Genomic DNA, 24139 nt, shown 5'->3' on the forward strand with positions numbered 1-24139 from the left:
GTCCCGATGACGCTGTACGCCGTTGGCGATCTGCAAGGTTGCCTCGACCCGCTCAAATGCCTCCTCGACGAGGTCCGCTTCGATCCCGCGCAGGACCGCCTCTGGCTGGTAGGGGATCTGGTCAACCGCGGACCTCAGTCCCTGGAAACCCTGAGATACCTGTACGCGATGCGCGATTCGCTGGTCAGCGTCCTGGGCAACCACGACCTGCACCTGCTGGCGGTGGCCCTGGGCGGCGCCCGGCTGAAGAAACAGGACACCCTGAGCGACATCCTCGCCGCCCCCGATCGCGACGAATTGCTGCTTTGGCTGCGCCATCTGCCGCTGATCCAGCACGATGCGGAGCGCAATTATGTGCTGGTCCACGCTGGGCTGCCACCGCAGTGGACGCTGGGTCAGGCGCTGAGTCTGGCCGGCGAAGTCGAAGCCGTGCTGCGCGATGACCAGGCCCATGTGCCCTTTCTCGAGCAGATGTATGGCAACGAGCCGGCGCTCTGGCAAGATGATCTCCAAGGCCAGGAACGCCTGCGCCTGATCACCAACTACCTGACGCGCATGAGATTCTGCAGCGCCGAAGGTCGTCTGGAATTCAAGAGCAAGGAAGGCCTGGACAGCGCACCGGCCGGCTTCGCCCCCTGGTTCAGCCATGAGCACCGGCTGACCCGCAACGTGCGCATCCTGTTCGGCCACTGGGCCGCGCTCAAGGGTCGCTGCGCGGCGCCCAATGTCGAGGCCCTCGACAGCGGCTGCGTCTGGGGCGGCGACATGACCCTGCTCGACGTCGACGGCAACCGCCGTCATCTCTGTAGTTGCAAGGAGAAGAAATGAGCGAATTCACCTGTATCTCCCCCGAGCGGGCCCTGGAGCTGCGCAGCCAGGGCGCCCAGATCGTCGACATCCGCGATCCGCACAGCTACGCCTCCCTGCACGTCGCCGGGGCGCAGCGGCTCGACAACCAGAACATCCACGACTTCATCGCCGCCGCCGATCTGGACGCGCCGCTGCTGGTGTTCTGCTACCACGGTCACTCCAGCCAGAGTGCGGCCGCCTTCCTGGCCGGCCAGGGCTTCAGCCAGGTCTACAGCGTCGACGGCGGCTTCGAAAACTGGCGCACCCGCTATCCCGACGAGACCGCCAGCGGCCAGGCCTGAGCGGGCCTCTAGCACAGCCGATTGACGCTGTCGTTACAAGAATAAACCGAATTGGCTCTTCCACATCTCGCAGATAGGACTATTCTGGAATCAGGCCCTCCGGAAACGGCGGGCTCGATAACCGGCTTTGGACCATCGGTGTAACCACTGGAGATTCGGGGGAATTCCAGGGGGACCGTTTCCATCGGTCTCCTTCGTGCGTCTCTCGAAACCCAACCCTATTCTGCAGGCGTGTAAGGATCGATTAGGCAAGACGACCGCGAAGGTATTAGAGACGTTATCTTTCGTCGCCCGGCATGACCGCTCCCCACCGGCAGCAAGGCAAGGCTCCAGGCATCGATTCCAAGCTGGTCCAGGGTATCCAGCGAGGAGACGTCATGAGCATTTTCAGTCACTTCCAGGGGCGTTTTGAAGCGACTCGCCAGGAAGAGTATTCCCTTCAGGAATACCTTGAGATCTGCAAGAAGGATCGTACCGCCTTTGCCAGTGCCGCCGAGCGCATGCTCATGGCCATCGGCGAACCCGAACTGGTGGACACCACCAGTGATTCACGCCTGTCGCGCATCTTTTCCAACAAGGTCATCCGCCGCTATCCGGCCTTTGCCGACTTCCATGGCATGGAAGACTGCATCGAGCAGATCGTGTCCTACTTCCGCCATGCGGCGCAGGGATTGGAAGAGAAGAAGCAGATCCTCTATCTGCTCGGCCCGGTGGGCGGCGGCAAGTCGTCCCTCGCGGAGAAACTCAAGCACCTGATCGAGAAGATCCCCTTCTACGCCATCAAGGGCTCGCCGGTATTCGAATCGCCCCTCGGGCTGTTCAATCCCGACGAAGACGGCCAGATCCTCGAAGAGGACTACGGCATCCCCCGTCATTACCTGCGCAGCATCATGTCGCCCTGGGCGGCCAAGCGCCTGCAGGAATTCGGCGGCGACATCAGCAAGTTCCGGGTGGTCAAGCTCTACCCCTCCATCCTCAACCAGATCGCCATCGCCAAGACCGAACCGGGCGACGAGAACAACCAGGACATCTCCGCGCTGGTAGGCAAGGTGGACATCCGCAAGCTGGAGGAATACCCGCAGAACGATGCGGACGCCTACAGCTATTCCGGCGCCCTGTGCCGGGCTAACCAGGGCCTGATGGAATTCGTGGAGATGTTCAAGGCCCCGATCAAGGTCCTGCACCCTTTGCTGACCGCGACCCAGGAAGGCAACTACAACAGCACCGAAGGCCTCGGCGCCCTGCCCTACAGCGGCATCATCCTGGCCCACTCCAACGAATCCGAGTGGCACACCTTCCGCAACAACAAGAACAACGAGGCCTTCATCGACCGGATCTACATCGTCAAGGTGCCCTACTGCCTGCGCGTCTCCGACGAGATCCACATCTACGACAAGCTCTTGGTCAACAGCTCCCTGGCCAGCGCCCATTGCGCGCCGGATACCCTGAAGATGCTGGCCCAGTTCTCGGTGCTCTCGCGCCTCAAGGAACCGGAAAACTCCAACATCTATTCGAAGATGCGCGTCTATGACGGCGAGAATCTCAAGGACACCGATCCCAAGGCCAAGTCGATCCAGGAATACCGCGACAGCGCCGGCGTCGACGAGGGCATGAACGGCCTCTCGACCCGCTTCGCCTTCAAGATCCTCTCGCGGGTGTTCAACTTCGACGCCAACGAGATCGCGGCCAACCCGGTGCACCTGCTCTATGTGCTGGAGCAGCAGATCGAAGCCGAGCAATTCCCGGCCGAGACCCGCGAGCGCTACATGAGATTCATCAAGGAATACCTGGCGCCGCGCTACGTGGAATTCATCGGCAAGGAGATCCAGACCGCCTACCTCGAGTCCTACAGCGAATACGGCCAGAACATCTTCGACCGCTATGTGCTCTATGCCGACTTCTGGATCCAGGACCAGGAATACCGCGATCCGGAAACCGGCGAGATCCTCAATCGCGCCTCCCTCAACGAGGAACTGGAAAAGATCGAGAAACCGGCCGGCATCAGCAATCCGAAGGATTTCCGCAACGAGATCGTCAACTTCGTGTTGCGCGCCCGTGCCAACAATAACGGCAAGAATCCGAGCTGGCTGTCCTACGAGAAGCTGCGTGCGGTGATCGAGAAGAAGATGTTCTCCAACACCGAGGAGTTGCTGCCGGTCATCAGCTTCAATGCCAAGGCCAGCAAGGAAGACCAGCAGAAGCACAGCGACTTCGTGACCCGCATGGTCCAGCGCGGGTACACCGAGAAGCAGGTGCGACTGCTGTCCGAGTGGTATTCACGGGTGCGCAAGTCGCAGTAAGGCAGCCTGAGGCTGAACCCGCGACGACGCGCCTGCCGCGTCGTCGTGGCGTCCTGCAATAGCCCGGAGGGCCTGTATGAGTTATGTCATCGACCGGCGTCTAAACGGCAAGAACAAGAGCACGGTGAACCGCACGCGTTTCCTGCGGCGTTATCGTGAGCACATCAAGAAGGCGGTCGAGGAAGCCGTGAGTCGGCGCTCCATCACCGACATGGAGCACGGCGAGCAGATCAGCATTCCTGCCCGCGACATCGACGAACCCGCGCTGTACCAGGGCAAGGGCGGACGCCAGACCATCGTCCACCCGGGCAACAAGGAATTCATCAGCGGCGAACGCATCCCGCGCCCCCAGGGCGGCGGCGGTGGTCAGGGCCAGGGCAAGGCCAGCAACAGCGGCGAAGGCATGGACGAATTCGCCTTCCAGATCACCCAGGACGAATTCCTCGACTTCATGTTCGAGGATCTGGAGCTGCCCAACCTGGTCAAGAAGCAGCTGACCGGCACCGACACCTTCAAGACGGTCCGCGCCGGCATCAGCAACGAGGGCAACCCCGCCCGCATCAACATCATCCGCACCCTGCGTGCCTCCCATGCCCGGCGCATCGCCCTCTCCGGCGGCAGCCGCAACAAGCTGCGCGAAGCCAAGGCCGAACTGGCGCGGCTGCGGGTGGAAGAGCCCGACAACCTCGGTGACATCCAGGCGCTGGAAGCCGAGATCGAACGGCTGCGCGCGCGTATCGACAAGGTGCCCTTCCTCGACACCTTCGACCTCAAGTACAACCTGCTCTCCAAGCAGCCCAGCCCCAGCTCCAAGGCGGTGATGTTCTGCCTGATGGACGTCTCCGGCTCCATGACCCAGGCGACCAAGGACATCGCCAAGCGCTTCTACATCCTGCTCTACCTCTTTCTCAAGAGAAACTACGAGCGTATCGAGGTGGTGTTCATCCGCCACCACACCAGTGCCAAGGAAGTGGACGAGGAAGAGTTCTTCTACTCCCGCGAAACCGGCGGCACCATCGTCTCCAGCGCCCTCAAGCTGATGCAGGAAGTCATGGCCGCGCGCTATCCGGTCAACGAATGGAATCTCTATGCCGCCCAGGCCTCCGACGGCGACAACTGGAACGACGACTCGCCCATCTGCCGGGAGATCCTGACCAAGCAGATCCTGCCGTTCATGCAGTACTACACCTATGTAGAGATCACCCCGCGCGAGCACCAGGCGCTGTGGTACGAATACGAGAACGTCCGGGGCAGCTTCCCGGATTCCTTCTCGCAGCAGCAGATCGTCTCGGCGGGGGATATCTATCCCGTGTTCCGCGAACTGTTCCAGCGGAGACTCGTGTCATGAAACGTGAGCCCATCTCCACCGGCTCGGAATGGACCTTCGAGCTGATCCAGACCTATGACCGGGAGATCGCCCGGATCGCCAAGCGCTATGCGCTGGACACCTATCCCAACCAGATCGAGGTGATCACCGCCGAGCAGATGATGGACGCCTACGCTTCCGTCGGCATGCCCATCGGCTACAACCATTGGTCCTATGGCAAGCACTTCCTCTATACCGAGAAGCACTACAGCCGCGGCCAGATGGGGCTGGCCTACGAGATCGTGATCAATTCCGATCCCTGCATCGCCTACCTCATGGAAGAGAACACCATGACCATGCAGGCACTGGTGATCGCCCACGCCTGCTACGGCCACAACAGCTTCTTCAAGGGCAACTACCTGTTCCGCACCTGGACCGATGCCAGCTCAATCATCGACTACCTGGTGTTCGCCAAGCAGTACATCACCCAGTGCGAGGAACGCCATGGCATCGATGCCGTGGAAGAACTGCTCGATTCCTGCCATGCGCTGATGAACTACGGGGTGGACCGCTACAAGCGGCCCTATCCCATTTCCGCCGCCGAGGAACGCCAGCGGCAGAAGGAGCGCGAAGAGCAGCTGCAGCGTCAGGTCAACGACCTCTGGCGGACCATTCCCAAGATGGCCGGCAAGGAAGCCCACGACGAAGGGGCGCGCTTCCCCAGCGAACCTCAGGAAAACATCCTCTATTTCGTGGAAAAGCACGCGCCGCTGCTGGAGCCCTGGCAGCGCGAAGTGATCCGCATCGTGCGCAAGATCGCCCAGTACTTCTATCCCCAGCGCCAGACCCAGGTGATGAACGAGGGCTGGGCCACCTTCTGGCACTACACCCTGCTCAACGATCTCTACGACGAGGGTCTGGTCACCGAAGGCTTCATGTTCGAATTCCTGCAATCCCACGCCGGGGTGATCTACCAGCCGGGCTTCGACAGCCCCTACTACAGCGGCATCAACCCCTACACCCTGGGCTTCGCCATGTTCCGCGACATCCGCCGCATCTGCGAGGACCCGACGGACGAAGACCGCCGCTGGTTCCCTGAGATCGCCGGCAGCGACTGGCTGGCCACCGTCACCTTCGCCATGAAGAGCTTCAAGGACGAGAGCTTCATCCTGCAGTATCTCTCGCCCAAGGTGATCCGCGACCTCAAGCTGTTCAGCATCCTCGATGACGACCAGCGCGACGAACTGGAGGTGGCGGCCATCCACGACGACGGCGGTTATCGGCTGATCCGCGAGCAACTCGCCGCTCAGTACAACCTGGGCAATCGCGAGCCCAATGTGCAGATCTGGAACGTGGACCGGCGTGGCGATCGTTCGCTCACCCTTCGCCACTTCCAGCATGACCGCAAGCCGCTGGGCAACTCCACCGACGAGGTGCTCAAGCACCTGCACCGACTCTGGGGTTTCGATATCCGCCTGGAAAGCATGAGGGGCGACGACGTGGCCCAGAGCTTCCAGGTTCCACCCCGCCACGAGAGCCGCGATCACGACCGGCGTCTGGATCTGGCTTCGCCGATCTGAGTCGAGCCGATCTTTCGGGCTATCCTAGACCTCCGCAAGGAGGTCTTTTTCTATGCAAATCTACAAGGTGGGCGGTGCCGTACGGGATCGCCTGCTCGGTCGCCCGGTAACGGAGGTCGACTGGGTCGTGGTGGGTGCCACCGCCGAAGCCCTCGCTGCCCAGGGCTATCGCCCGGTGGGCGCCGACTTCCCGGTGTTCCTGCATCCCCAGACCGGCGAGGAATACGCCCTGGCCCGCACCGAACGCAAGAGCGGGCGTGGCTATGGCGGTTTCACCTTTCACGCCGCGCCCGATGTCACCCTGGAGCAGGATCTGATCCGCCGTGACCTGACCGTTAACGCCATGGCCGAAGACGACCACGGCCAGGTCATAGATCCCTATGGCGGGCGCGCGGATCTCCAGGCGCGCCTGTTGCGCCACGTCTCTCCCGCCTTCGCCGAAGATCCGCTGCGCGTGCTGCGGGTCGCCCGCTTCGCCGCCCGCTATTGCAGCCTGGGTTTCCAGGTGGCGCCCGAGACGCTGCTGCTGATGCAGGACATGGTCGCCAGTGGCGAGCTGGATGCCCTGACCGCCGAACGGCTGTGGAAGGAAATCTCCCGCGCCCTGCTCGAAGAGCGACCCGATGTCTTCATTCGGGTGCTGCACAACTGCGGCGCCCTGGCCGCGCTGCTGCCGGAGGTGACTGCCAGCTTCGCCGGCGAGCAGCCCGAGCCGGGTGCCCGGGTCTATGCCATCCTGCGCCAGAGCGCCGAGGTCCAGGCCTCGCTGAACGTGCGCTGGGCCTGCCTGCTGCTGGACGTACCGGAAGAGCAGCACGCCGCCCTCAACGCCCGCCTCAAGGTGCCACGCGATCCCGCCGAGCTGGCCTTGCTGCTGGCGCGCCACTGGCCCACGGCGCTGCAGGCCCGACAGCTGACCCCGGAGGCCTGGTTCGAGCTGCTGCAGGGCTTCGACGTGCTGCGCCGCCCGGCGCGCTTCGAGGAGTTCCTCCAGGCCTGCGCCTGTGCCGCAGCGGTCAGGCCCGCCGAGGGCGAGCCACCGCTGGCGCTGCTGCGTCAGGCGGCCGAGGTAGTGCGCGGGGTCGCGGTCCAGCCGCTGGTCGCCCAGGGCTTCAAGGGTGCCGCCCTGGGCGAGGCCCTCAAGCAAGCCCGCATCGAGGCCCTGGCGCAGCTTTCGTAGGTTGGCGCTGAGCACAGCGCAGCTCTTCCCCAGCGACCCTCACCCCAACCCTCTCCCTGAGGGAGAGGGGGTTGTCCGAGCGAAGCGAAGCCTGTGCTAGAGCCGTAGCGTGGAAAACGGCGCAGCCTTTTCCACTGGGGAGCCTTCGCGAGGCGTGCCCTCACCCCAGCCCTCTCCCAAAGGGAGAGGGAGAAGAGTTCCCGCAGGTTGGGTTGAGCGCAGCGAAGCCCAACGACCGTCGCGCTACACTCGATCGGCGCCCAGCAACGCGTCTGGCGTCAGTTCCATACCCTTCCAGCGGAACGCTACCGGCCGCAGCACCTGGGTGGTCTGGCCACACATCTCCTGCCACAGCTCGTCAAAGCGCCTACCGTTGTCCGGATGCCGTCGTTCGCCGGCCAGCAGGGCCAGTGGCCAGAGCACGAAGGCGTTGCGCAGGATCTCGGCGCGCGGCAGGGTCAGGCCGGCGAACTCGCCGGTCAGGTCGCCGTGCAGCAGGATGTCGATGTCCAGTGGCAGACCCTGGCGATCCGGTGCATAGCGCCCGCTGCGGGTTTCGATGGCCTTGAGTCTCTGACTCAAGGTGGCGGGATCGAGGTCGGTGTCGCCGGCTACGACGAGATTGAAGAAGGGCGCACTGCGGATGCCTACTGCCTCGCTTTCGAACACTGGCGAGCAGTGCAGATCGGTCAGCAGCTCGGCGAGTTCGTCCAGGGCCATGCCCAGGTGCTGCTCGCGCTGGATGTTGCTGCCCAGCCCCAGATAGACCCGGGTCACGCCTGCCCCCGCTCGATCTCCACGCCCACGCCACGAGCGGTCGGCACCGCGCCGGGCTTGGTGATGCGCAGGCGCAGCCAGGGCAGCTTGAATTCCGCCTGCAGCAGGGCGGCCAGGCGCTCGGCGAAGGTCTCGACCAATTCGAAGGTGGTCTCGTGGGCGAAGGCGGTGATGCGCTCGGCCACTGCCGCGTAGTTCAGGGTGTGCTCGAGTTCGTCGTTCGCCGCCGCCGCGCGGATGTCCCAGCCCATGGTGAGATCGATGCGCAGGCACTGGCGGATGTCACGCTCCCAGTCGTACACCCCTATCACGGTGTCGACCTCGAGTCCCTCGATGAAAACCTTGTCCACTGCCTTTGCCTCGCACCTTTGTCGTGCTCTGTGTGATCGTCACCGCCGGCCTATCGTCGGGCGGCGGGCTGTCGGTAGAATCGAGCCTTCTCCTGGCGCGGAACCCTACCATGTTCTGGCTGCTGCTCCTGCTGGCCTATCTGCTGGGCTCGCTGTCCTTCGCCGTGCTGCTCAGTCGCCTGTTCGGCACCCGCGACCCGCGTCACGACGGCTCCGGCAATCCCGGCGCCAGCAACATGCTGCGCCTAGCCGGACGCAAGCTGGCCCTGCTGACCCTCGCCGGCGACCTGAGCAAGAGCCTGATCCCCGTACTGATCGCCCAGCAACTGGGGCTTGCACCCCTGCAGCAGGCCTGGATCGGGCTTGCCGCCGTGGTCGGCCATCTCTATCCGCTGTACTTCCATTTCCGCGGTGGCAAGGGCGTCGCCACGGCGGCCGGGCTGCTGCTCGGCCTTTATCCGCCAGCGGCGCTGCTAGGGCTGGTGCTCTGGGCCGCGGTATTCGCCAGCCTGAGGATCGCTTCCCTGGCGTCCCTAATCGCGGTGCTCGGCATCCTGCCGCTGTTCGCCTGGCAACGTCCGGACCTGCTGGCGCCGATGCTGCTGCTCGCCCTGCTCATCCTGATTCGCCACCGCCACAACCTGCGCGCCCTGCGCCAGGGGACCGAGCGTCATTTTTGACCCTGGCGCCGTCCGGGGATTGCCCGCTGGCGCCCTCCGCCCGTCTCAGAGCGCCGCCAGCTGCTCCATGGGCCAGCGCGCCTTGACGGCGATGGCCGGGCCTTCCTGCTGGCCGGCCAGCAGCCGCTGGCAACCGGCATAGGCGATCATGGCGCCGTTGTCGGTGCAGAAGCGCGGCCGCGCATAGAAGACCTGGCCGCCCAGTTCGCCGAGCATCTGCTCCAGGTTCTCGCGCAGCGCGCGGTTGGCGCTGACGCCACCGGCGATCACCAGCGACTTGAGCCCGGTCTGCTTCAGCGCACGCTTGCACTTGATCGCCAGGGTCTCGACCACCGCCGTCTGGAAGGCCAGGGCGATGTCGCAGCGGGTCTGCTCGCTGTCGTCACCGACCGCCCGGCAGCGCTGCCAGGTGGTGAGGGTAAAGGTCTTGAGGCCACTGAAGCTGAATTCCAGGCCGGGCCGATCGGTCATGGGGCGCGGAAAGACGAAACGCCCCACCACGCCGCGCTCGGCCAGGCGGGCGATCTCCGGTCCACCGGGATAGCTCAGGCCCAGCAGCTTGGCGGTCTTGTCGAAGGCTTCGCCGGCGGCATCGTCCAGGGACTCGCCCAGCACGCTGTAGCGGCCGATGCCATCGACCTGCACCAGCTGGGTGTGGCCACCGGAGACCAGCAGGGCGACGAAGGGAAATTGCGGCGGCTGCTCTTCGAGCATGGGCGCCAGCAGATGACCTTCCATGTGGTGGACGCCCAGGGCGGGCACGCCCCAGGCCAGCGCCAGCGCCTGGGCACAGGCCGCGCCCACCAGCAGGGCGCCGACCAGGCCGGGGCCGGCAGTGTAGGCGATGGCATCCACGTCTTCAGGACGGCTGCCCGCCGCATCCATCACTTCGCGAATCAGCGGTAGCATGCGCTTGACGTGATCGCGCGAGGCCAGCTCCGGTACCACGCCACCGTAGACGCGGTGCAGATCGATCTGGCTGAACAGCGCATCGGCCAGCAGGCCGCGCTCGCTGTCGTAGAGGGCGACGCCGGTTTCATCGCAGGACGTTTCCAGTCCCAGAACACGCATGGAGATAAGCCTTCGAGGGTATAGAATGTCAGGCTGCGCATGATAAGCGCCGCTTCCAGCACCGGCCAGCGCTTTTCGTCCGCCGGGGCTTGGCAGCGGGGCAGTTGAAGCGTTACTATCCGCAACCCTTAAAAACCGACGCTTCCCGTGCCCTTTTGCCGCTAGCGTTGGATTAAACCTCGGTAAATTTGAAGGTACGACCTGGATGCCCAACGTCAAAGTCAAAGAAAACGAACCCTTCGACGTAGCGCTGCGTCGTTTCAAGCGTTCCTGCGAGAAGGCCGGTGTACTGGCCGAAGTGCGTAGCCGCGAGTTCTACGAAAAGCCCACCGCCGAGCGCAAGCGTAAAGCTGCCGCCGCGGTCAAGCGCCACGCCAAGAAAGTACAGCGCGAGCAGCGCCGTCGCGAGCGTCTGTACTGAGTTACAGCGCTCCTCTGGCGTCATCAAACAACCCGACCTCTGGTCGGGTTGTCTGTTTCTGGCCTTCCCGCTTCGCCCTGGCGTTCTCTGGCGCTAGACTGCCCTCCTCGCTTCATCCTCCGCTCTTCGCTCCTCTATCCAGACGCTGATCATGGCCGGACTTATCCCGCAAGGCTTCATCGACGACCTGCTCAATCGCACCGACATCGTCGAGGTGGTGGGCGCGCGGGTGAAGCTCAAGAAGGCCGGCAAGAACTGGATGGCCTGCTGCCCCTTCCATAACGAGAAGACGCCCTCCTTCAGCGTCAGCCCCGACAAGCAGTTCTACTACTGCTTCGGCTGCGGCGCCGGCGGCAACGCCCTCGGCTTCATCATGGACCACGACAACCTCGAATTCCCCGAGGCGGTCGAGGAGCTGGCCAAGAAGGCCGGCGTGGACGTGCCGCGCGAAGAGAGCGGTGGTCGACGCAAGCCGCGGCAACCCACGGACTCCCCGCTCTACCCGCTATTGGCCGCCGCCGCCGAATACTATCGCCTGGCGCTGCGCAATCACCCCAAGCGCCAGGCGGCGGTCGACTACCTGAAGAAGCGCGGCCTCACTGGCGAGATCGCCCGGGACTTCGGCCTGGGCTTCGCCCCGCCGGGCTGGGACAACCTGGGCAAGCACCTGGGCGGCGACGACCTGCAGCAGAAGGCCATGCTCGATGCCGGCCTGCTGGTGGAAAACGCCGAGAGCGGCAAGCGTTACGATCGTTTTCGCGACCGGGTGATCTTTCCGATCCGCGACAGCCGGGGCCGGGTCATCGCCTTTGGCGGCCGGGTGCTGGGCGACGACAAGCCCAAGTATCTCAACTCGCCGGAGACCCCGGTGTTCCACAAGGGCCAGGAACTCTATGGCCTGTTCGAGGCGCGCAAGCACAATCGCGACTTGGACGAGATCCTCGTCGTGGAAGGCTACATGGACGTCATCGCCCTGGCCCAGCAAGGCATCCGCAATGCAGTGGCCACCCTGGGCACCGCCACCAGCGAAGAGCACATCAAGCGGCTGTTCCGCATCGTGCCGAGCATCCTGTTCTGCTTCGACGGCGACCAGGCCGGTCGCAGCGCCGCCTGGCGCGCCCTGGAATCGGCCCTGCCGGTGCTAAAGGACGGCTTCCGGGTGCGCTTCCTGTTCCTGCCCGAGGGCGAGGACCCGGACACCCTGGTGCGCGCCGAGGGCGCCGACGCCTTCCAGGCGCGCTTCGTCCAGCAGGCCCAGCCGCTGGCCGAGTATTTCTTCCAGCAACTGATGATCGAAGCGGACCCGGCGACCCTGGAAGGCAAGGCGCACCTGGCCACCCTGGCGGCGCCGCTGATCGAGAAGATTCCCGGCAACAACCTGCGCCTGCTGATGCGCCAGCGCCTGAGCGAACTCACCGGCCTCGGCAACGACGCCCTGAGCCAGCTGGCACCGTCCGCTCCGCCGCAGGACGCCCCGCCCCTGGACTATGGCGACTACGCCTATGCCCATGCCGAGGAAGCCCCGGCGCAGCAGCAGTGGACGCCCCGCCGCGAAGGCAAGGGCGGGCGCGACGGCAAGGGCTGGAAAAAGGATTTCAACGGCAAGGGCGGCGGCGAGCGTATTCCCCGTCAGCCACCGGTCAAGGTGGAGACCCCGGTGCTGGCTGCGCTGCGCAGCCTGCTGCACCACCCGACCCTGGCCCAGGCGGTACAGGACGCCCGCAACCTGGCCGAGGAAAGCGATCAGTACGCCCAGTTGCTGGTCGCCCTGGTCGAGGCGCTGCAGAAGAAGCCCGGGCAGAGCACCCTGGCGCTCATCGCCCGCTGGCACGGCACCGAACAGGGTCGACTGCTGCGCGCTCTGGCGGAAAAAGAATGGCTGATTGCCGGGGACAACCTTGAACAACAGTTTTTCGACACCATAACGAGGTTAGCCGCCAGCCAGCGTGATCGCCTGCTGGAGCAACTCCTACGCAAGGCGCGACAGAGCGAACTGAGCTCCGAAGACAAGGACCGCCTACGCGAACTCCTCAGCCGTCCGGCGGGGTCCGTGACCTAACTGGCACGACAACCGTCTAACCGGCTATAATGTTCAGCTATTTTTGCCCGCCTAAGCCTTCAGTGGAAGGGTACCTATGTCCGGAAAAGCGCAACAGCAATCCCGTCTGAAAGAATTGATCGCCCGCGGTCGTGAGCAGGGTTACCTGACTTACGCGGAGGTCAATGACCACCTACCGGAGGATATTTCAGATCCGGAACAGGTGGAAGACATCATCCGCATGATCAATGACATGGGGATCAACGTATTCGAGACCGCGCCGGACGCCGATGCCCTGCTGCTGGCCGAGACGGATACCGACGAAGCCGCCGCCGAAGAAGCCGCTGCCGCCCTGGCCGCAGTCGAGAGCGATGTCGGCCGCACCACCGACCCGGTGCGCATGTACATGCGTGAAATGGGTACCGTGGAACTGCTGACCCGCGAAGGCGAGATCGAGATCGCCAAGCGCATCGAGGAAGGCATCCGCGAAGTCATGGGCGCCATCGCCCAGTTCCCGGGCACCGTCGACTACATCCTCAGCGAATACACCCGCGTCACCACCGAAGGCGGGCGCCTGTCCGACGTCCTCGCCGGCTACATCGATCCCGACGACGGCAGCCTGCCGAACGAGAGCGATGAGCTGCCCGTCCCGAACAAGGCCGCCGATGCCAAGGCCGTGGACGACGAGAAGGACGACGAAGAAGAGAGCGACGACGACGCCGAGGAAGAAGGCGACGGCGGTCCGGATCCGGAAGAGGCCCGCCTGCGTTTCGGCGCGGTCGCCGAGCAGCTGGAAAAGACCCAGAAGGTGCTGAAGAAGCACGGTCGCGACGACGATCGCGCCGTGGAAGAATTCGTCGCCCTGGCGCTGCTGTTCTCGCCGATCAAGCTGGTGCCCAAGCAGTACGAAGCCCTGGTGACCCGCGTGCGCGAGTCCCTGGAGCGCGTGCGTGGCCTCGAGCGCGCCATCATGCAGCTGGCCGTGCGCGATGCGCGCATGCCGCGTGCCGACTTCCTGCGCCACTTCCCCGGCAACGAGACCAACACCGAGTGGACCGCCGGCCTGCTCAAGGGCAAGCCCAAGTACGCCGAGGGTCTCGAGCGCTTCCAGGCCGACATCCAGGCCAAGCAGGCCCAGTTGGCCGAGCTGGAGCGTGACTACGAGCTGAAGGTCTCGCAGATCAAGGACATCAACCGCGCCATGTCCATCGGCGAGGCCAAGGCCCGCCGTGCCAAGAAGGAAATGGTCGAGGCGAACCTGCGTCTGGTGATCTCCATCGCCAAGAAGTACACCAACCGCGGTCTGCAATTCCTCGACCTGATCCAGGAAGGCAACATCGGTCTGATGAAGGCGGTGGACAAGTTCGAATACCGCCGTGGCTACAAGTTCTCCACCTATGCCACCTGGTGGATTCGCCAGGCCATCACCCGCTCCATCGCCGACCAGGCGCGCACCATCCGGATTCCGGTGCACATGATCGAGACGATCAACAAGCTGAACCGGATCTCCCGCCAGATGCTGCAGGAGATGGGCCGCGAGCCGACTCCGGAAGAGCTGGGCGAGCGCATGGAGATGCCCGAGGACAAGATCCGCAAGGTGCTCAAGATCGCCAAGGAACCGATCTCCATGGAGACGCCCATCGGCGACGACGAGGATTCGCACCTGGGCGATTTCATCGAGGACAGCACCATGCAGTCCCCGATCGAAGTGGCCACCAGCGAAAGCCTCAAGGAAGCCACCCGCGACGTGCTCTCCGGCCTCACCGCCCGTGAAGCCAAGGTCCTGCGCATGCGCTTCGGCATCGACATGAACACCGACCACACCCTCGAGGAAGTGGGCAAGCAGTTCGACGTTACCCGCGAGCGTATCCGCCAGATCGAAGCCAAGGCCCTGCGCAAGCTGCGCCACCCGTCCCGCAGCGAACACCTGCGCTCCTTCCTCGACGAGTAAGGCGCCTGCGCAGTACAGAAAACCGGAGCCCAGGCTCCGGTTTTTTTATGCCCGACAAGGGTTTGGCGATCCCTGCCACCCCCGGTATACTCCACCGCGCTATAGGGCCTATAGCTCAGTTGGTTAGAGCAGAGGACTCATAATCCTTTGGTCCACGGTTCGAGTCCGTGTGGGCCCACCAACCTTGAAGCCGCGTAATACGCGGCTTTCGGCTTTTTAGGTTTGTGGCAGCTGGATCAGTCCTATGGTCCGAAGGTACAGATTAGGTACAGTGCGGCATCGCTTGCACGCCTTTGGAGTCCTTCAGATGGCCACAATCGTCAAAACCCCTGCTGGTACCTGGAAGGCCGTCATCCGCAAAACCGGATGGCCGACCAACGCCAAAACCTTCCGCACCAAACGCGACGCCGAAGATTGGTCACGACGCACCGAAGACGAAATGGTGCGGGGTGTCTATATCCAGCGCAGCGGGTCCGAGCGACTGACACTCGAAAATGCGCTTCAGCGATATCTGCGCGAAGTCAGCCCTACCAAAAAACCCACCACGCAGAAAGCCGAGGCAACCAAGGCTCAGCAGCTGATCCAGCACCTAGGTAAATATTCGCTCGCAGGTCTGTCATCCGAGGTAATCGCGAACTACCGCGATACACGCCTGGGCTCGCTGACTAACCGCGGCCAACCCACGAGCAATAACACTGTGCGATTGGAGCTTGCCCTACTCAGCCACCTGTTCACAGTCGCAATTCAGGAGTGGGGACTTGGCCTCACCTTTAACCCCGTGCTCAACATTCGAAAACCGAGCCCCGGTGAAGGCCGTAACAGGCGCCTGATGGCTGATGAAGAAAAGCGCCTCATGGTCGCTGTGTGCAAGCACAGCAATCCAATGCTGGGCTGGATCGTCCAGATAGCTTTGGCGACAGGTATGCGTGCATCGGAGATCGCAGGCCTGCGGCGATCACAGGTAGACGTCCAAAAACGGATCGTCCGGCTGTCGGATACAAAAAATGACAGTGCCCGCACCGTTCCGTTGACGAAGCTCGCTACCGAGATTTTCCGTGCAGCCTTGGCGAATCCTGTGCGGCCAATTGACTGCGATCTGGTTTTTTTCGGTGAGCCTGGGCGTGATGGAAAGCGTCGCCCCTATGCCTTCACCAAGATCTGGGGTGCCATTAAGAGAAAGGCTAGTGTGCCAGACTTCCGTTTTCACGATCTACGGCACGAAGCCGTGAGTAGACTGGTTGAGGGCGGTCTTTCAGATCAAGAAGTTTCGGCAATCAGTGGGCATAAATCGATGCAGATGCTCAAGCGTTATACTCATCTACGAGCTGAAGATCTCGTTCTTAAGCTAGATAAAATTAAGTCCAACTAAGGATTTTTGTTTTCATTCTTGTTTTCCTTTTTGTTTTGGATCTGTTGTCTATCCTGTTTTCAAAAGCGTTTTCTCTCAGCTATCAGAAAGAAATTTGGTGACAGCTCTACGAAAATTCGCCCTCTTTACTGTCACCAAAAATAATTGATAGCTTCACTCCAAGTTTACAAAGATACGTAAATCAACGTAAGCAAGGAGAGAAAAACCATGACAGCTGAAGAGTACCTTCTCGAACGATTTGGCCCTTTGATGAGCATGGCGCAGGTTGCGAGCCTCCTGGATAGATCACCGGATGGCTTCAGAGTTGCTATGTATAGCGATTCCGACCTCTCGAGAAAGCTGAAACCTGCTGTAGTCCGTGTCGGGCGGCGAGTGTATTTTCGGACACTGCAGGTCATTCATGCTCTATCACTCGACGCTCCTGTTCTGCGAGCCTAAACATGAGCTACAGCACAATTGACTGGGTGTACAACCAGAAGCTGCCTGCGCAGGAAAAGCTGATATTGGTATACATCGCAAAGTGCGAAAACCCGAGCGAGCCTTGTTTTGCAAGTGTAAAGCACTTAGCCAATAAATGCGGGGTATCTACGCGCACCATTCAGAGAGTTCTCAAAAAACTGTGCAGCGCCGGATACGTCACTTCCACTCCGCGCTTCAGGAGCGACGGATCGCAAACGAGCAATTTCTACACAATCAACGTGATTGAGAACGACACACCTGTGTCACCCCCCCATGACATCAATGTGGCAGGGGGGAGTGGCAGCATAGGGTCACCACCCGCTGTCGCTAAGGTGACGGACCAAGAACTACCAAAGAAAACAAAATCAAAGACCCCACGACGGAAGGCGATAGCAAACGTCTTGCAGTTGACCTATCCCGGTGGGTTGTCTATGCACTCGAAAAGCTCGGTTGATCGGATACTCCAGGGCATTTCGCTTGACGACGCGCAAATGCTCCTCGATGAGCTGGCAGGAGCCATGGCCAATGGCCTCATCAGGAAAGCTCCCGAGTATTGGCTTTCAGGGGTCGCGATGAAGTACCGCGCGGGGCAGTTCAGAGCGAACCTGGGAATCGAAATCGCCAGGGACAGAAAACGAAAATCCTCGATGCCTGCCCAAGAACGCCAGAACGCGCAAGTGCTCGAAATCAATCGTGAGATTGGAAACAAGTTCCTCGCTAAGCTGCAGCGAAACCGTCCTAACCAATGAGAACATCATTGTTACGAACACTCCGCGCTCGGCTTGGGCAACCCCTTCGGTTGCATCCCGCGTCCTATCCTTGCCGGACGGGCGGCAGGGACCGGTCCGGCGGCTTCGCCTTGTTCCTCCCCTGTCTCTAGGATTGGTCGCTTACAGCTGCATCAAGGGTACGGCTACGCCCATCATCCTCACCCGTTCGGTGCTCACCCTCCGGGCTGCGCTCCGCTGCGGCTTGTGGTGATGCCCTTGACCCAACTTTTAGCTATTCGTGGATGCTGGCTGAAACAAATTCGGTCAAGGTAAGCTTCCCGTCCACAAAAGCTTGAGCGCGTCGCTTTTCTTCAGCGCTCAATACAAAGCCCTCAAGCCCGATTGACGCGCAAGCATACTCGACAGCCTTCCGACGCCGTTCCCGCTCAGCACTCGTGATGATGGTGCTCTCCGAAGTATTCACGGGCTTTCCCCACGTATCGGTGACTAAAGCAAGACAATTTCAGCGCTGAACAGATAAATGGGGGCCAGGGGCGCCACCGGAGGCCGCAGCCCGTGAAACGGGATCGGCGAGGATGACGGCGAAGCGAACCCTTGACGCTGCGCACCTCCTATCCTACATGCGGGGGCTGCTGGATACCTTTCCCAGCGGCCCCTGCTACCGGCGAGGGCGGGAAGTCCAGAGGGGCAGAGCCCCTTCTGGGTAAGCCCGCCAAGGCGCGCAGCATGCTCCGCGGCACCAATAAACCTTTAACTGCCGACCTTCCCTCCTCTCGCCCTTCCCCAGTTCTTGCCCAGGTTCTGCATCACATGCTGCCGATAGGCGGGATTCCAAACACTGTTTCCTGCGATCACATGATTCGCGCTTCTTGCAGTGGTCATCATGCCCGACTGCAGATCACGACGCGTTGACATCGGATTGACTGTGTTGAAGACCGCTTTGGCAGGGTTTAATGCAGCCTGAGCCATCTGCCGTAGTGTGACCGCACCAGACGACAAACCACCTGCAAGTTGGCCTCCCAAGGAGTGAGCCTGATAAACCATGTACAGCACTACCCCACTCAGCGCGAGAATCTCCAGCATGTCGGTCGCTGGGCCGTTTCCAGCCGTGGGTTGCACATCAGCTAGCATTGTCGAAAAGAACTTCATCCCTAGCGTAAGCACTGAGGTGATCGCCGCGCATTGAGTGATGTAGGTCATGACCTGTGCAAACCATTGATCGAACCACTTGCTGGTCATCTGACCAAAAAGCAGTAATGCGATGAAAAGCGGTCCGCACCCCAGCAAAAATGCCAACAGCACCTTTGCTGTAATTATCATCGCTCCAGCGGGTAACGTGATCAGGAATGTTGCGATGATCATCGTTCCTGCGATAAGCCAGTCATAAAAAACCATGCCTATCTCAGTCATGCCCCGCCTTCCTGCGCGAGCAATGAGATCGGAAGCAATATCGAAGCCGTCGGTCATAGCCCTATCAATCACCTGATACACCGATGTGGCAGCCACACCTTTGCCGTTTGGCGAAAACGCGTCTGCCAAGCCAACCTCCAGGCCTCGAATCGCTTCCACGACCCAACCAAGGTAAGTATCCGCATCAAGCACGAATGCGCCTATGAATACCCATTTCAACATTAGCTTGAAGATATGCGGGAGGGGATGCTCGATGTAGCCACTGGCTGACAAAAGTCCTAAAACCGTGAAGAAAATTCCGCCTCCAACAATGAAAAAGCTCGAGGTATTATCAATGACACTATGCGCCATGAGCTGCACATAGCCGTTCAATATCGAGTCGATTGAGTTACCAATCCATTCGTAAAATTCGGATTCCATAGTCATTGCCCCTTCAAATCCAGCATTTCACGCTTCCGATAGCCGCGCTGATCAAGCTGCTGCTCATTCCTAGCTTGCTTGGCATTAACGCAGTTTGGCGTAAGAGCCAAAGTCCCGGCATGTCGCTCGCACTCCGATATACGACTATCCCTTTCCGAGCTATGGGCTTTGTACCAATCGACAGAATGGACCGGATCGTCCGCTCCACAGCCCGCAAGCAAAAACAAAACGACAATTGAGAGACGAGAAGCAGTCATTCCCGGCCCTCCCGATTCTGATCAGCCCCATTCACTTCACGAGGCAGCACCTGCTCCCCCTCCGAGCGGAATTTCTCAGTAAATTTCAGTGAATAGGCCATCTCAGCAGCGTTGATGATCTGGAGTGCGGCAAGCGTTCTCAACGCGCTTTCCCTCGTCCCTGCCCAACTACCTGCAATGCGGTATGCGGACCTCGAAATCAATAGCAACGAACCTAGGGCACATGCGGACGAGATCAAAACAGCTAAGGTTGAGGAGATCGGCTCAGTTGCGCGGGGTGGCACTATCTGGAGCCAATCGGCAAGGGCAAACACAAAAGGTGTGATCGCAACCGATGCCGCCAAGAGATCGTTCTGAATTAACTCAGGTGCACATCGCGACACCTCCTTCACAGCCCCGAATCGACCAATGCAAATCCAGAATCTCTGTAAGAAGGTGAGAATGAAGAAGCACACAACCAAAGGGAGGATATGAGCGTACGAAATCATTTCAATTGCCCCCCTAGGTTTATCAGTTCGCGATTCTTGTAGCCTCTCTTGTCCAGCACCTGAGCGTTCAGTTCCCGTTGCCGCTGCTCTTGAATCTTGCCCTCGGCCTCAGCGACCATTTGGAACATCTGCAATTTGGCCTGCTCGTTCTGGATCATCGCCTGCTCCGCCGCGATGCGGCCTTGCAGCTCTGCGATTCCTTTGGGATCTTGCGTTTTATTAATCGTCCCCATGAGCTGGTCAATCTGGTGTACTCGGGCTTCGGCTTGGTCATAGGCCTCCAGAGCAAATGCTTTATCTTGCGAAGGCTTCACCGCTTGTGATCGACAAGCATAGCGCTGCTGATCCGAAACAATGTTTTCGCAGGCATCGAACACCTTGTTATCCGCATATATCGAACCAGCACGACCATTTAGTCCTGAATAGCCACCATGCTTCACGGCGTCGTACACAGCCTGCCAAGCTTGAGGCAGATACTCTCTCAGCTGCGGGTCATCAAATACTCTACCTAGCCCACGCGACCCTGTGAGCGCACCGTACTGCTGCTTCATTTGATCAATCTGGGAAGTCATCTGCTGAACCTGTTGGGCCCAGCGAGTCGCATTAGATGCGAACTCTGCAACGGTCATGGGGGAGTCCGTTACTTGGGTAGTAACGGTTACAGGGATTTGCGCGTATCCCTGCTGCGAGCCCAACGTCAACGCGAGCGCTGTCGCGCAACTAAATGGTCGGATGCCTTTGAAGGCGAAACACTCGAACAGATCCATAGTCACCTCTCCATTGGACATGGTGAACATTGGGCCGTCTGTCCGACCTGTCGATCTGTTTAGGAATCGCACCCAGCACAGGCGTACTGTTCTTGGGGTGACTATGCGCCAGTCTTACCCGGTGTAGGCCCCGTCTTCTAGGGGCCGCGCCCATAACGCAATAAGCGTCAGCGAGGCGGTTACAATGCTCATAAAATCAACCAAAACAACATATTCCGGCGAACTGTATTGTCCCAATCTAGATCAGCTTTTTAAAGCACCATCTATCTCATTTTTCGTCATGACGAAATTTTGAACTGTGCGGAGGACTACTGCAGGATAGGCTGATCGCCGTGAAAGTGTGCGCACACTTCCATAAATCTCTATTGAGTTCCGCATAGCAGCATTCGAAAAATTTCAGGTAGAAGACCAACCGGGCTATGGAAGGTTATTTAGCCCATAGCTAAAGCGCGCCTAATTGACTACCGCTCGATTGGGCAAGTGCCGAGCAATCGAGAATGATGAGCAACGCGGCCTAGATAGGGGCGCTATTCCTTTTAGGGATGCAGAGAAAGCCTTACCCCTTTATCGATGAGCCGCGCATGAAGTGCCGATAGCACCACACGCACAGCTTCTTCATGGATAAGCGACCAGAGCGCCGTCATCAGCAATACACACGCTTTTCTTCATCATGACGAAGAAATATCAATCCGGCGGACTGCTGCGCGCTACCGCAGGATAGGCAGAGCACCGTAACTCTGTCATACAGCTATACTATTCACGCAGGAAATAGGGATTTCGTCATGACGAAAAAAACGACATTCAATAGTGATGCGAGAGCTACCGCTGGATATCACCGTCTGGCTGCATTGGTTCCTCGCCACTCTGCTCAAGAGCCTGGAGCAGGCTCTCTCTCGTAGAGACCGCGTGCTGGTCAAGGCGCGCTTTTGGCAAGCTCACCGCAGCCAAGCCTTGTCTGCCGAGCAGATCAAAGTGCTTAATCGCCTGCTCGATGGCGGCGAATGGGGGGTCGAGAACGGCATCAGTGCCGCTCAATACCAAGCAGTGGCAAAGGTCTCGAAAGTCACCGCCACACGTCATCTGAGCGACCTTGTTGAGAAGGGCTGTCTTACCCGACTGCCCGGCGGCGGGCGCAGCACGCGCTACCAGATATGGCACTCGGCAAACGCCCGAGGCTGATCTCGCAGCAACAAAACGGCGCACCGGAATGTTGTAGTGCCATTACGCCAGGTTTCGGTACTATCCGGTTAATTCTGCATTACTAGGACAGGAAATGGACTTCACTCCCATCCTCGCCCAGGTCTGGGGCACGCTGGGCTGGTTTATCCCGCTGATGATGCTGATCGGCCTGCTCAAGTCGCCTTGGGCGAAGGGGCATATCGGCGAACTCCTGGTGCGGCTGTTTGCCCACTGGCAGCTGGATAAGCAGACCTACCGCTGCCTGCACAACGTCACGCTCGACACGCCTGACGGCACCACGCAGATCGACCACGTTTTCCTCTCGCCCTATGGCATCTTCGTGCTGGAAACGAAGAACATGAGCGGTTGGATCTTTGGCAGCGAGAAGCAGCCACAATGGACGCAGAAGCTCTACAAGCGCACATTCAAATTCCAGAATCCGCTGCGGCAGAACTACAAGCACCTCAAAGCCCTGGAAGCCACACTTGGCGTTAACCCCGAGCACCTACACTCGGTGATCACCTTTGTTGGCGGCAGTACCTTCAAAACCGAAGTGCCGGCCAACGTGACCCAGGGCATCGGCTTTATCCGCTGGATCAAGTCATTCCAGCAGCCGGTATTCAGCGTGGCTGAAGTCGACGCTATGCTGTACGCCCTGCAAACCGGCCGCCGCGCGCCAACTCTCGCCACCCACCGCGAGCACGTGCAAAACCTTAAGCGCCGGAGTGATCCGACAGCCGAACGTCAATGCCCGAAATGCGGCAGCGCGTTGCTGATCCGCACAGTGAAGACAGGGCCTAAAACTGGACAGCAGTTTTGGGGGTGTTCGGGGTTTCCGAAGTGCAGGACGATGCAGAGTTTAGTTAATTGAGAACTCAAAAATAGCCGCTTATACCCTCACTAAATTCATCAACGGCTCAAATGAATACAAAGCAGGCCTCCTTCCCGCCGCCTCCTCTACCGTTGTAATAATATTATTATCAAGCAGCACCCTAGTGAACCTTGCAGCTGTCGCAGATGGTATAGCACTACTTGAAGTGAACTTATTATTACGAAAAACAGGATTGGTAAAAACGAAGTCAAGCGCAGCCATACTCCATCTAGATGACAGGAGCTCAGCGAAAACTGTTTTCATCTCCTCATAAAGAGATTTGATATTTTCAGCAACAGCCAGATTCCTAATCGCCTGTTGCTCAACCGCCTCCAAGAAGAATGCACACCACCCCTCCCAATCCCCAACCTCCGAAACTCTACGCATAGTATCTATATATAAATCTTTATGCTCTTCAAAATAACCGCTAACATAAAAATGAGGAGCAGAAATCGTCCCAGATTTCCATAGCATCAAAGTAATCAGCATCCTTCCGATTCGACCATTCCCATCCTTAAACGGATGCAACGCCTCGAATTCAACATGCGTGAGCGCTGCCTTGATCAAGGTTGGGTGTTTACTATTAGATATGTAATCAAAAAGAGCATCCAAGCCATCCTGCAATTTCTCTGGTCGAACTGGAACAAACAATATCCTTTTCTTTGTTCTATCCGCTAGATAGTTTTGCTCAACCTTAAACTCACCTGGAGACTTAAGAGCCCCCCGACCAAATGACAACAACCGCTGATGGATAGATTTAACTAAAGATTGCGAAAGCGGATATCCATCCTTCATTGCCATCTGAGCTGCTCTCAAAGCCCTCTGATACAAAATTGTCTCAATTACTTCTGAGCGAACATTAGATGAATCATCAGCTCCGTTGTCATGATCGGCTTCATATTTCAATATCTCATCCATTGTACTGACAGTACCTTCCATCCGAGATGAAATAACTGCCTCCTGGTTTCTCAACGGCGCAAGCAATATCTCGCTGTTATGCATGTTTTTCAACATTTGATCATAACGAGCAATCGCATCTGTTGCTTTGAGTATCGCATCGATAAAGTTTCCATACTCAAGCTGAGTAGGTGGGAATTTATCGTAATGATAGTCAACCGCCCCATCTAAATTCAGATCCATTTCGACCACCTTGGTGTGAATTTTTCACAAAAAATAACAAACAAAACGAGTTGTCAAGAATACGCGCTTCTATTTGCATGTCAAACATCCTTGATTTTGATACGCAAAACCCCCTCCGTCCCTGCAGACCGCCACATGTATGAGCCATCGCCCGGAGAGGCTGCCTCACCGCTAGGCATGAGGCTCCTCTGGCAATCTAGAGTGCCTAGGCTTCATGAGAGGCAAACCATTTCGCGGCAGCTA

Annotated in this window: 21 protein-coding genes, 1 tRNA gene and 1 pseudogene; 15 read left to right on the forward strand and 8 right to left on the reverse strand. The window is 59.6% G+C overall.

The window, feature by feature from the left end; genetic code table 11:
* Positions 1-6 precede the first annotated feature (6 nt).
* The 6 genes from POR01S_RS21830 (at position 7) to POR01S_RS21855 (ending at position 7517) form a co-directional block, all read left to right on the forward strand.
* Positions 7-828, forward strand: coding sequence for a symmetrical bis(5'-nucleosyl)-tetraphosphatase (locus POR01S_RS21830; protein ID WP_042138326.1), 822 nt, complete (start codon positions 7-9; stop codon positions 826-828).
* Positions 825-1151 (forward strand): thiosulfate sulfurtransferase GlpE, encoded by a 327-nt coding sequence (gene glpE / locus POR01S_RS21835; RefSeq protein ID WP_027597514.1) that lies wholly within the window; start codon positions 825-827, stop codon positions 1149-1151. Before POR01S_RS21830 ends, glpE begins: the two co-directional genes overlap by 4 nt.
* Before the next feature lie 377 nt (positions 1152-1528).
* Entirely contained in the window at positions 1529-3451 is a 1923-nt protein-coding gene (locus POR01S_RS21840) for a PrkA family serine protein kinase (RefSeq protein ID WP_007159742.1), read from the forward strand.
* Between the two features lie 76 nt (positions 3452-3527).
* Complete coding sequence (locus tag POR01S_RS21845; protein ID WP_042138328.1) at positions 3528-4799, forward strand: YeaH/YhbH family protein; 1272 nt, start codon at positions 3528-3530, stop codon at positions 4797-4799.
* Entirely contained in the window at positions 4796-6337 is a 1542-nt protein-coding gene (locus POR01S_RS21850) for a SpoVR family protein (protein ID WP_042138330.1), read from the forward strand. Before POR01S_RS21845 ends, POR01S_RS21850 begins: the two co-directional genes overlap by 4 nt.
* Positions 6338-6389: 52 nt before the next feature.
* Positions 6390-7517 (forward strand): multifunctional CCA addition/repair protein, encoded by a 1128-nt coding sequence (locus POR01S_RS21855; RefSeq protein WP_042138332.1) that lies wholly within the window; start codon positions 6390-6392, stop codon positions 7515-7517.
* Between the two features lie 243 nt (positions 7518-7760).
* Here POR01S_RS21855 and folK read toward each other — a convergent pair whose 3' ends face one another.
* Positions 7761-8294 (reverse strand): 2-amino-4-hydroxy-6-hydroxymethyldihydropteridine diphosphokinase, encoded by a 534-nt coding sequence (folK, locus tag POR01S_RS21860; protein ID WP_042138334.1) that lies wholly within the window; start codon positions 8292-8294, stop codon positions 7761-7763.
* On the reverse strand, positions 8291-8644 hold the full coding sequence (gene folB / locus POR01S_RS21865; protein ID WP_027600726.1) for a dihydroneopterin aldolase: 354 nt from the start codon (positions 8642-8644) through the stop codon (positions 8291-8293). Before folB ends, folK begins: the two co-directional genes overlap by 4 nt.
* Before the next feature lie 110 nt (positions 8645-8754).
* Here folB and plsY point away from each other — a divergent pair, with 110 nt between their 5' ends.
* Positions 8755-9324, forward strand: coding sequence for a glycerol-3-phosphate 1-O-acyltransferase PlsY (plsY, locus tag POR01S_RS21870; RefSeq protein WP_042138336.1), 570 nt, complete (start codon positions 8755-8757; stop codon positions 9322-9324).
* Between the two features lie 45 nt (positions 9325-9369).
* Here plsY and tsaD read toward each other — a convergent pair whose 3' ends face one another.
* Complete coding sequence (tsaD, locus tag POR01S_RS21875; protein WP_042138338.1) at positions 9370-10395, reverse strand: tRNA (adenosine(37)-N6)-threonylcarbamoyltransferase complex transferase subunit TsaD; 1026 nt, start codon at positions 10393-10395, stop codon at positions 9370-9372.
* 205 nt (positions 10396-10600) lie between these two features.
* On the opposite strand from tsaD, the gene rpsU reads away from it, so the two are divergent.
* The 6 genes from rpsU (at position 10601) to POR01S_RS23560 (ending at position 17382) form a co-directional block, all read left to right on the forward strand.
* Positions 10601-10816, forward strand: coding sequence for a 30S ribosomal protein S21 (rpsU, locus tag POR01S_RS21880; RefSeq protein ID WP_007159750.1), 216 nt, complete (start codon positions 10601-10603; stop codon positions 10814-10816).
* 151 nt (positions 10817-10967) lie between these two features.
* A complete protein-coding gene (gene dnaG / locus POR01S_RS21885) occupies positions 10968-12875 on the forward strand; it encodes a DNA primase (protein WP_042138341.1) in 1908 nt (635 codons plus the stop codon).
* A 76-nt stretch (positions 12876-12951) separates the two neighbouring features.
* Entirely contained in the window at positions 12952-14805 is a 1854-nt protein-coding gene (rpoD, locus tag POR01S_RS21890) for an RNA polymerase sigma factor RpoD (protein ID WP_027597508.1), read from the forward strand.
* 104 nt (positions 14806-14909) lie between these two features.
* A tRNA-Ile gene (locus tag POR01S_RS21895) sits at positions 14910-14986 on the forward strand.
* A gap of 126 nt (positions 14987-15112) precedes the next feature.
* On the forward strand, positions 15113-16174 hold the full coding sequence (locus POR01S_RS21900) for a site-specific integrase (protein WP_042138344.1): 1062 nt from the start codon (positions 15113-15115) through the stop codon (positions 16172-16174).
* A 440-nt stretch (positions 16175-16614) separates the two neighbouring features.
* On the forward strand, positions 16615-17382 hold the full coding sequence (locus POR01S_RS23560) for a helix-turn-helix domain-containing protein (protein WP_081875249.1): 768 nt from the start codon (positions 16615-16617) through the stop codon (positions 17380-17382).
* 253 nt (positions 17383-17635) lie between these two features.
* Here POR01S_RS23560 and POR01S_RS23770 read toward each other — a convergent pair whose 3' ends face one another.
* The 4 genes from POR01S_RS23770 to virB5 all read right to left on the reverse strand — a co-directional run bounded on the left by POR01S_RS23770 (position 17636) and on the right by virB5 (position 20706).
* The gene (locus POR01S_RS23770) at positions 17636-17827 is read right to left on the reverse strand and encodes an antitoxin VbhA family protein (RefSeq protein ID WP_081875250.1); all 192 of its coding nucleotides are present in this window, start codon (positions 17825-17827) and stop codon (positions 17636-17638) included.
* 287 nt (positions 17828-18114) lie between these two features.
* Positions 18115-19194: a TrbL/VirB6 family protein gene (locus POR01S_RS21910; protein ID WP_042138353.1), complete on the reverse strand. Its 1080-nt coding sequence runs from the start codon at positions 19192-19194 to the stop codon at positions 18115-18117.
* A gap of 2 nt (positions 19195-19196) precedes the next feature.
* Entirely contained in the window at positions 19197-19451 is a 255-nt protein-coding gene (locus tag POR01S_RS23570) for an EexN family lipoprotein (RefSeq protein ID WP_081875251.1), read from the reverse strand.
* 484 nt (positions 19452-19935) lie between these two features.
* A complete protein-coding gene (virB5, locus tag POR01S_RS21920) occupies positions 19936-20706 on the reverse strand; it encodes a P-type DNA transfer protein VirB5 (RefSeq protein ID WP_081875252.1) in 771 nt (256 codons plus the stop codon).
* An 825-nt stretch (positions 20707-21531) separates the two neighbouring features.
* On the opposite strand from virB5, the pseudogene POR01S_RS23575 reads away from it, so the two are divergent.
* Both POR01S_RS23575 and POR01S_RS21930 read left to right on the forward strand, forming a co-directional pair.
* Positions 21532-21885: pseudogene (locus POR01S_RS23575) on the forward strand (DUF4172 domain-containing protein); the annotation flags it as partial.
* Between the two features lie 94 nt (positions 21886-21979).
* A complete protein-coding gene (locus POR01S_RS21930) occupies positions 21980-22756 on the forward strand; it encodes a nuclease-related domain-containing protein (RefSeq protein ID WP_042138351.1) in 777 nt (258 codons plus the stop codon).
* An 18-nt stretch (positions 22757-22774) separates the two neighbouring features.
* On the opposite strand, the gene POR01S_RS23580 is transcribed toward POR01S_RS21930, so the two are convergent.
* Positions 22775-23896 carry a Fic family protein gene (locus POR01S_RS23580; RefSeq protein ID WP_081875253.1) on the reverse strand — a complete coding sequence of 374 codons (1122 nt, stop codon included), beginning with the start codon at positions 23894-23896 and terminating at the stop codon, positions 22775-22777.
* Positions 23897-24139: the final 243 nt, after the last annotated feature.

It is taken from the genome of Pseudomonas oryzihabitans NBRC 102199, assembly GCF_000730625.1.
Taxonomy (GTDB): Bacteria; Pseudomonadota; Gammaproteobacteria; order Pseudomonadales; family Pseudomonadaceae; genus Chryseomonas; species Chryseomonas oryzihabitans.

Bases quoted from the DNA above. Each gene is read 5' to 3' on its own strand.
- POR01S_RS21830 (WP_042138326.1), top strand. From the start codon at position 7: ATGACGCTGTACGCCGTTGGCGATCTGCAAGGTTGCCTCGACCCGCTC.
- glpE (WP_027597514.1), top strand. From the start codon at position 825: ATGAGCGAATTCACCTGTATCTCCCCCGAGCGGGCCCTGGAGCTGCGC.
- POR01S_RS21840 (WP_007159742.1), top strand. From the start codon at position 1,529: ATGAGCATTTTCAGTCACTTCCAGGGGCGTTTTGAAGCGACTCGCCAG.
- POR01S_RS21845 (WP_042138328.1), top strand. From the start codon at position 3,528: ATGAGTTATGTCATCGACCGGCGTCTAAACGGCAAGAACAAGAGCACG.
- POR01S_RS21850 (WP_042138330.1), top strand. From the start codon at position 4,796: ATGAAACGTGAGCCCATCTCCACCGGCTCGGAATGGACCTTCGAGCTG.
- POR01S_RS21855 (WP_042138332.1), top strand. From the start codon at position 6,390: ATGCAAATCTACAAGGTGGGCGGTGCCGTACGGGATCGCCTGCTCGGT.
- plsY (WP_042138336.1), top strand. From the start codon at position 8,755: ATGTTCTGGCTGCTGCTCCTGCTGGCCTATCTGCTGGGCTCGCTGTCC.
- tsaD (WP_042138338.1), bottom strand. From the start codon at position 10,395: ATGCGTGTTCTGGGACTGGAAACGTCCTGCGATGAAACCGGCGTCGCC.
- rpsU (WP_007159750.1), top strand. From the start codon at position 10,601: ATGCCCAACGTCAAAGTCAAAGAAAACGAACCCTTCGACGTAGCGCTG.
- dnaG (WP_042138341.1), top strand. From the start codon at position 10,968: ATGGCCGGACTTATCCCGCAAGGCTTCATCGACGACCTGCTCAATCGC.
- rpoD (WP_027597508.1), top strand. From the start codon at position 12,952: ATGTCCGGAAAAGCGCAACAGCAATCCCGTCTGAAAGAATTGATCGCC.
- POR01S_RS21900 (WP_042138344.1), top strand. From the start codon at position 15,113: ATGGCCACAATCGTCAAAACCCCTGCTGGTACCTGGAAGGCCGTCATC.
- POR01S_RS23560 (WP_081875249.1), top strand. From the start codon at position 16,615: ATGAGCTACAGCACAATTGACTGGGTGTACAACCAGAAGCTGCCTGCG.
- POR01S_RS21910 (WP_042138353.1), bottom strand. From the start codon at position 19,194: ATGGAATCCGAATTTTACGAATGGATTGGTAACTCAATCGACTCGATA.
- POR01S_RS23570 (WP_081875251.1), bottom strand. From the start codon at position 19,451: ATGACTGCTTCTCGTCTCTCAATTGTCGTTTTGTTTTTGCTTGCGGGC.
- virB5 (WP_081875252.1), bottom strand. From the start codon at position 20,706: ATGGATCTGTTCGAGTGTTTCGCCTTCAAAGGCATCCGACCATTTAGT.
- POR01S_RS21930 (WP_042138351.1), top strand. From the start codon at position 21,980: ATGGACTTCACTCCCATCCTCGCCCAGGTCTGGGGCACGCTGGGCTGG.
- POR01S_RS23580 (WP_081875253.1), bottom strand. From the start codon at position 23,896: ATGGATCTGAATTTAGATGGGGCGGTTGACTATCATTACGATAAATTC.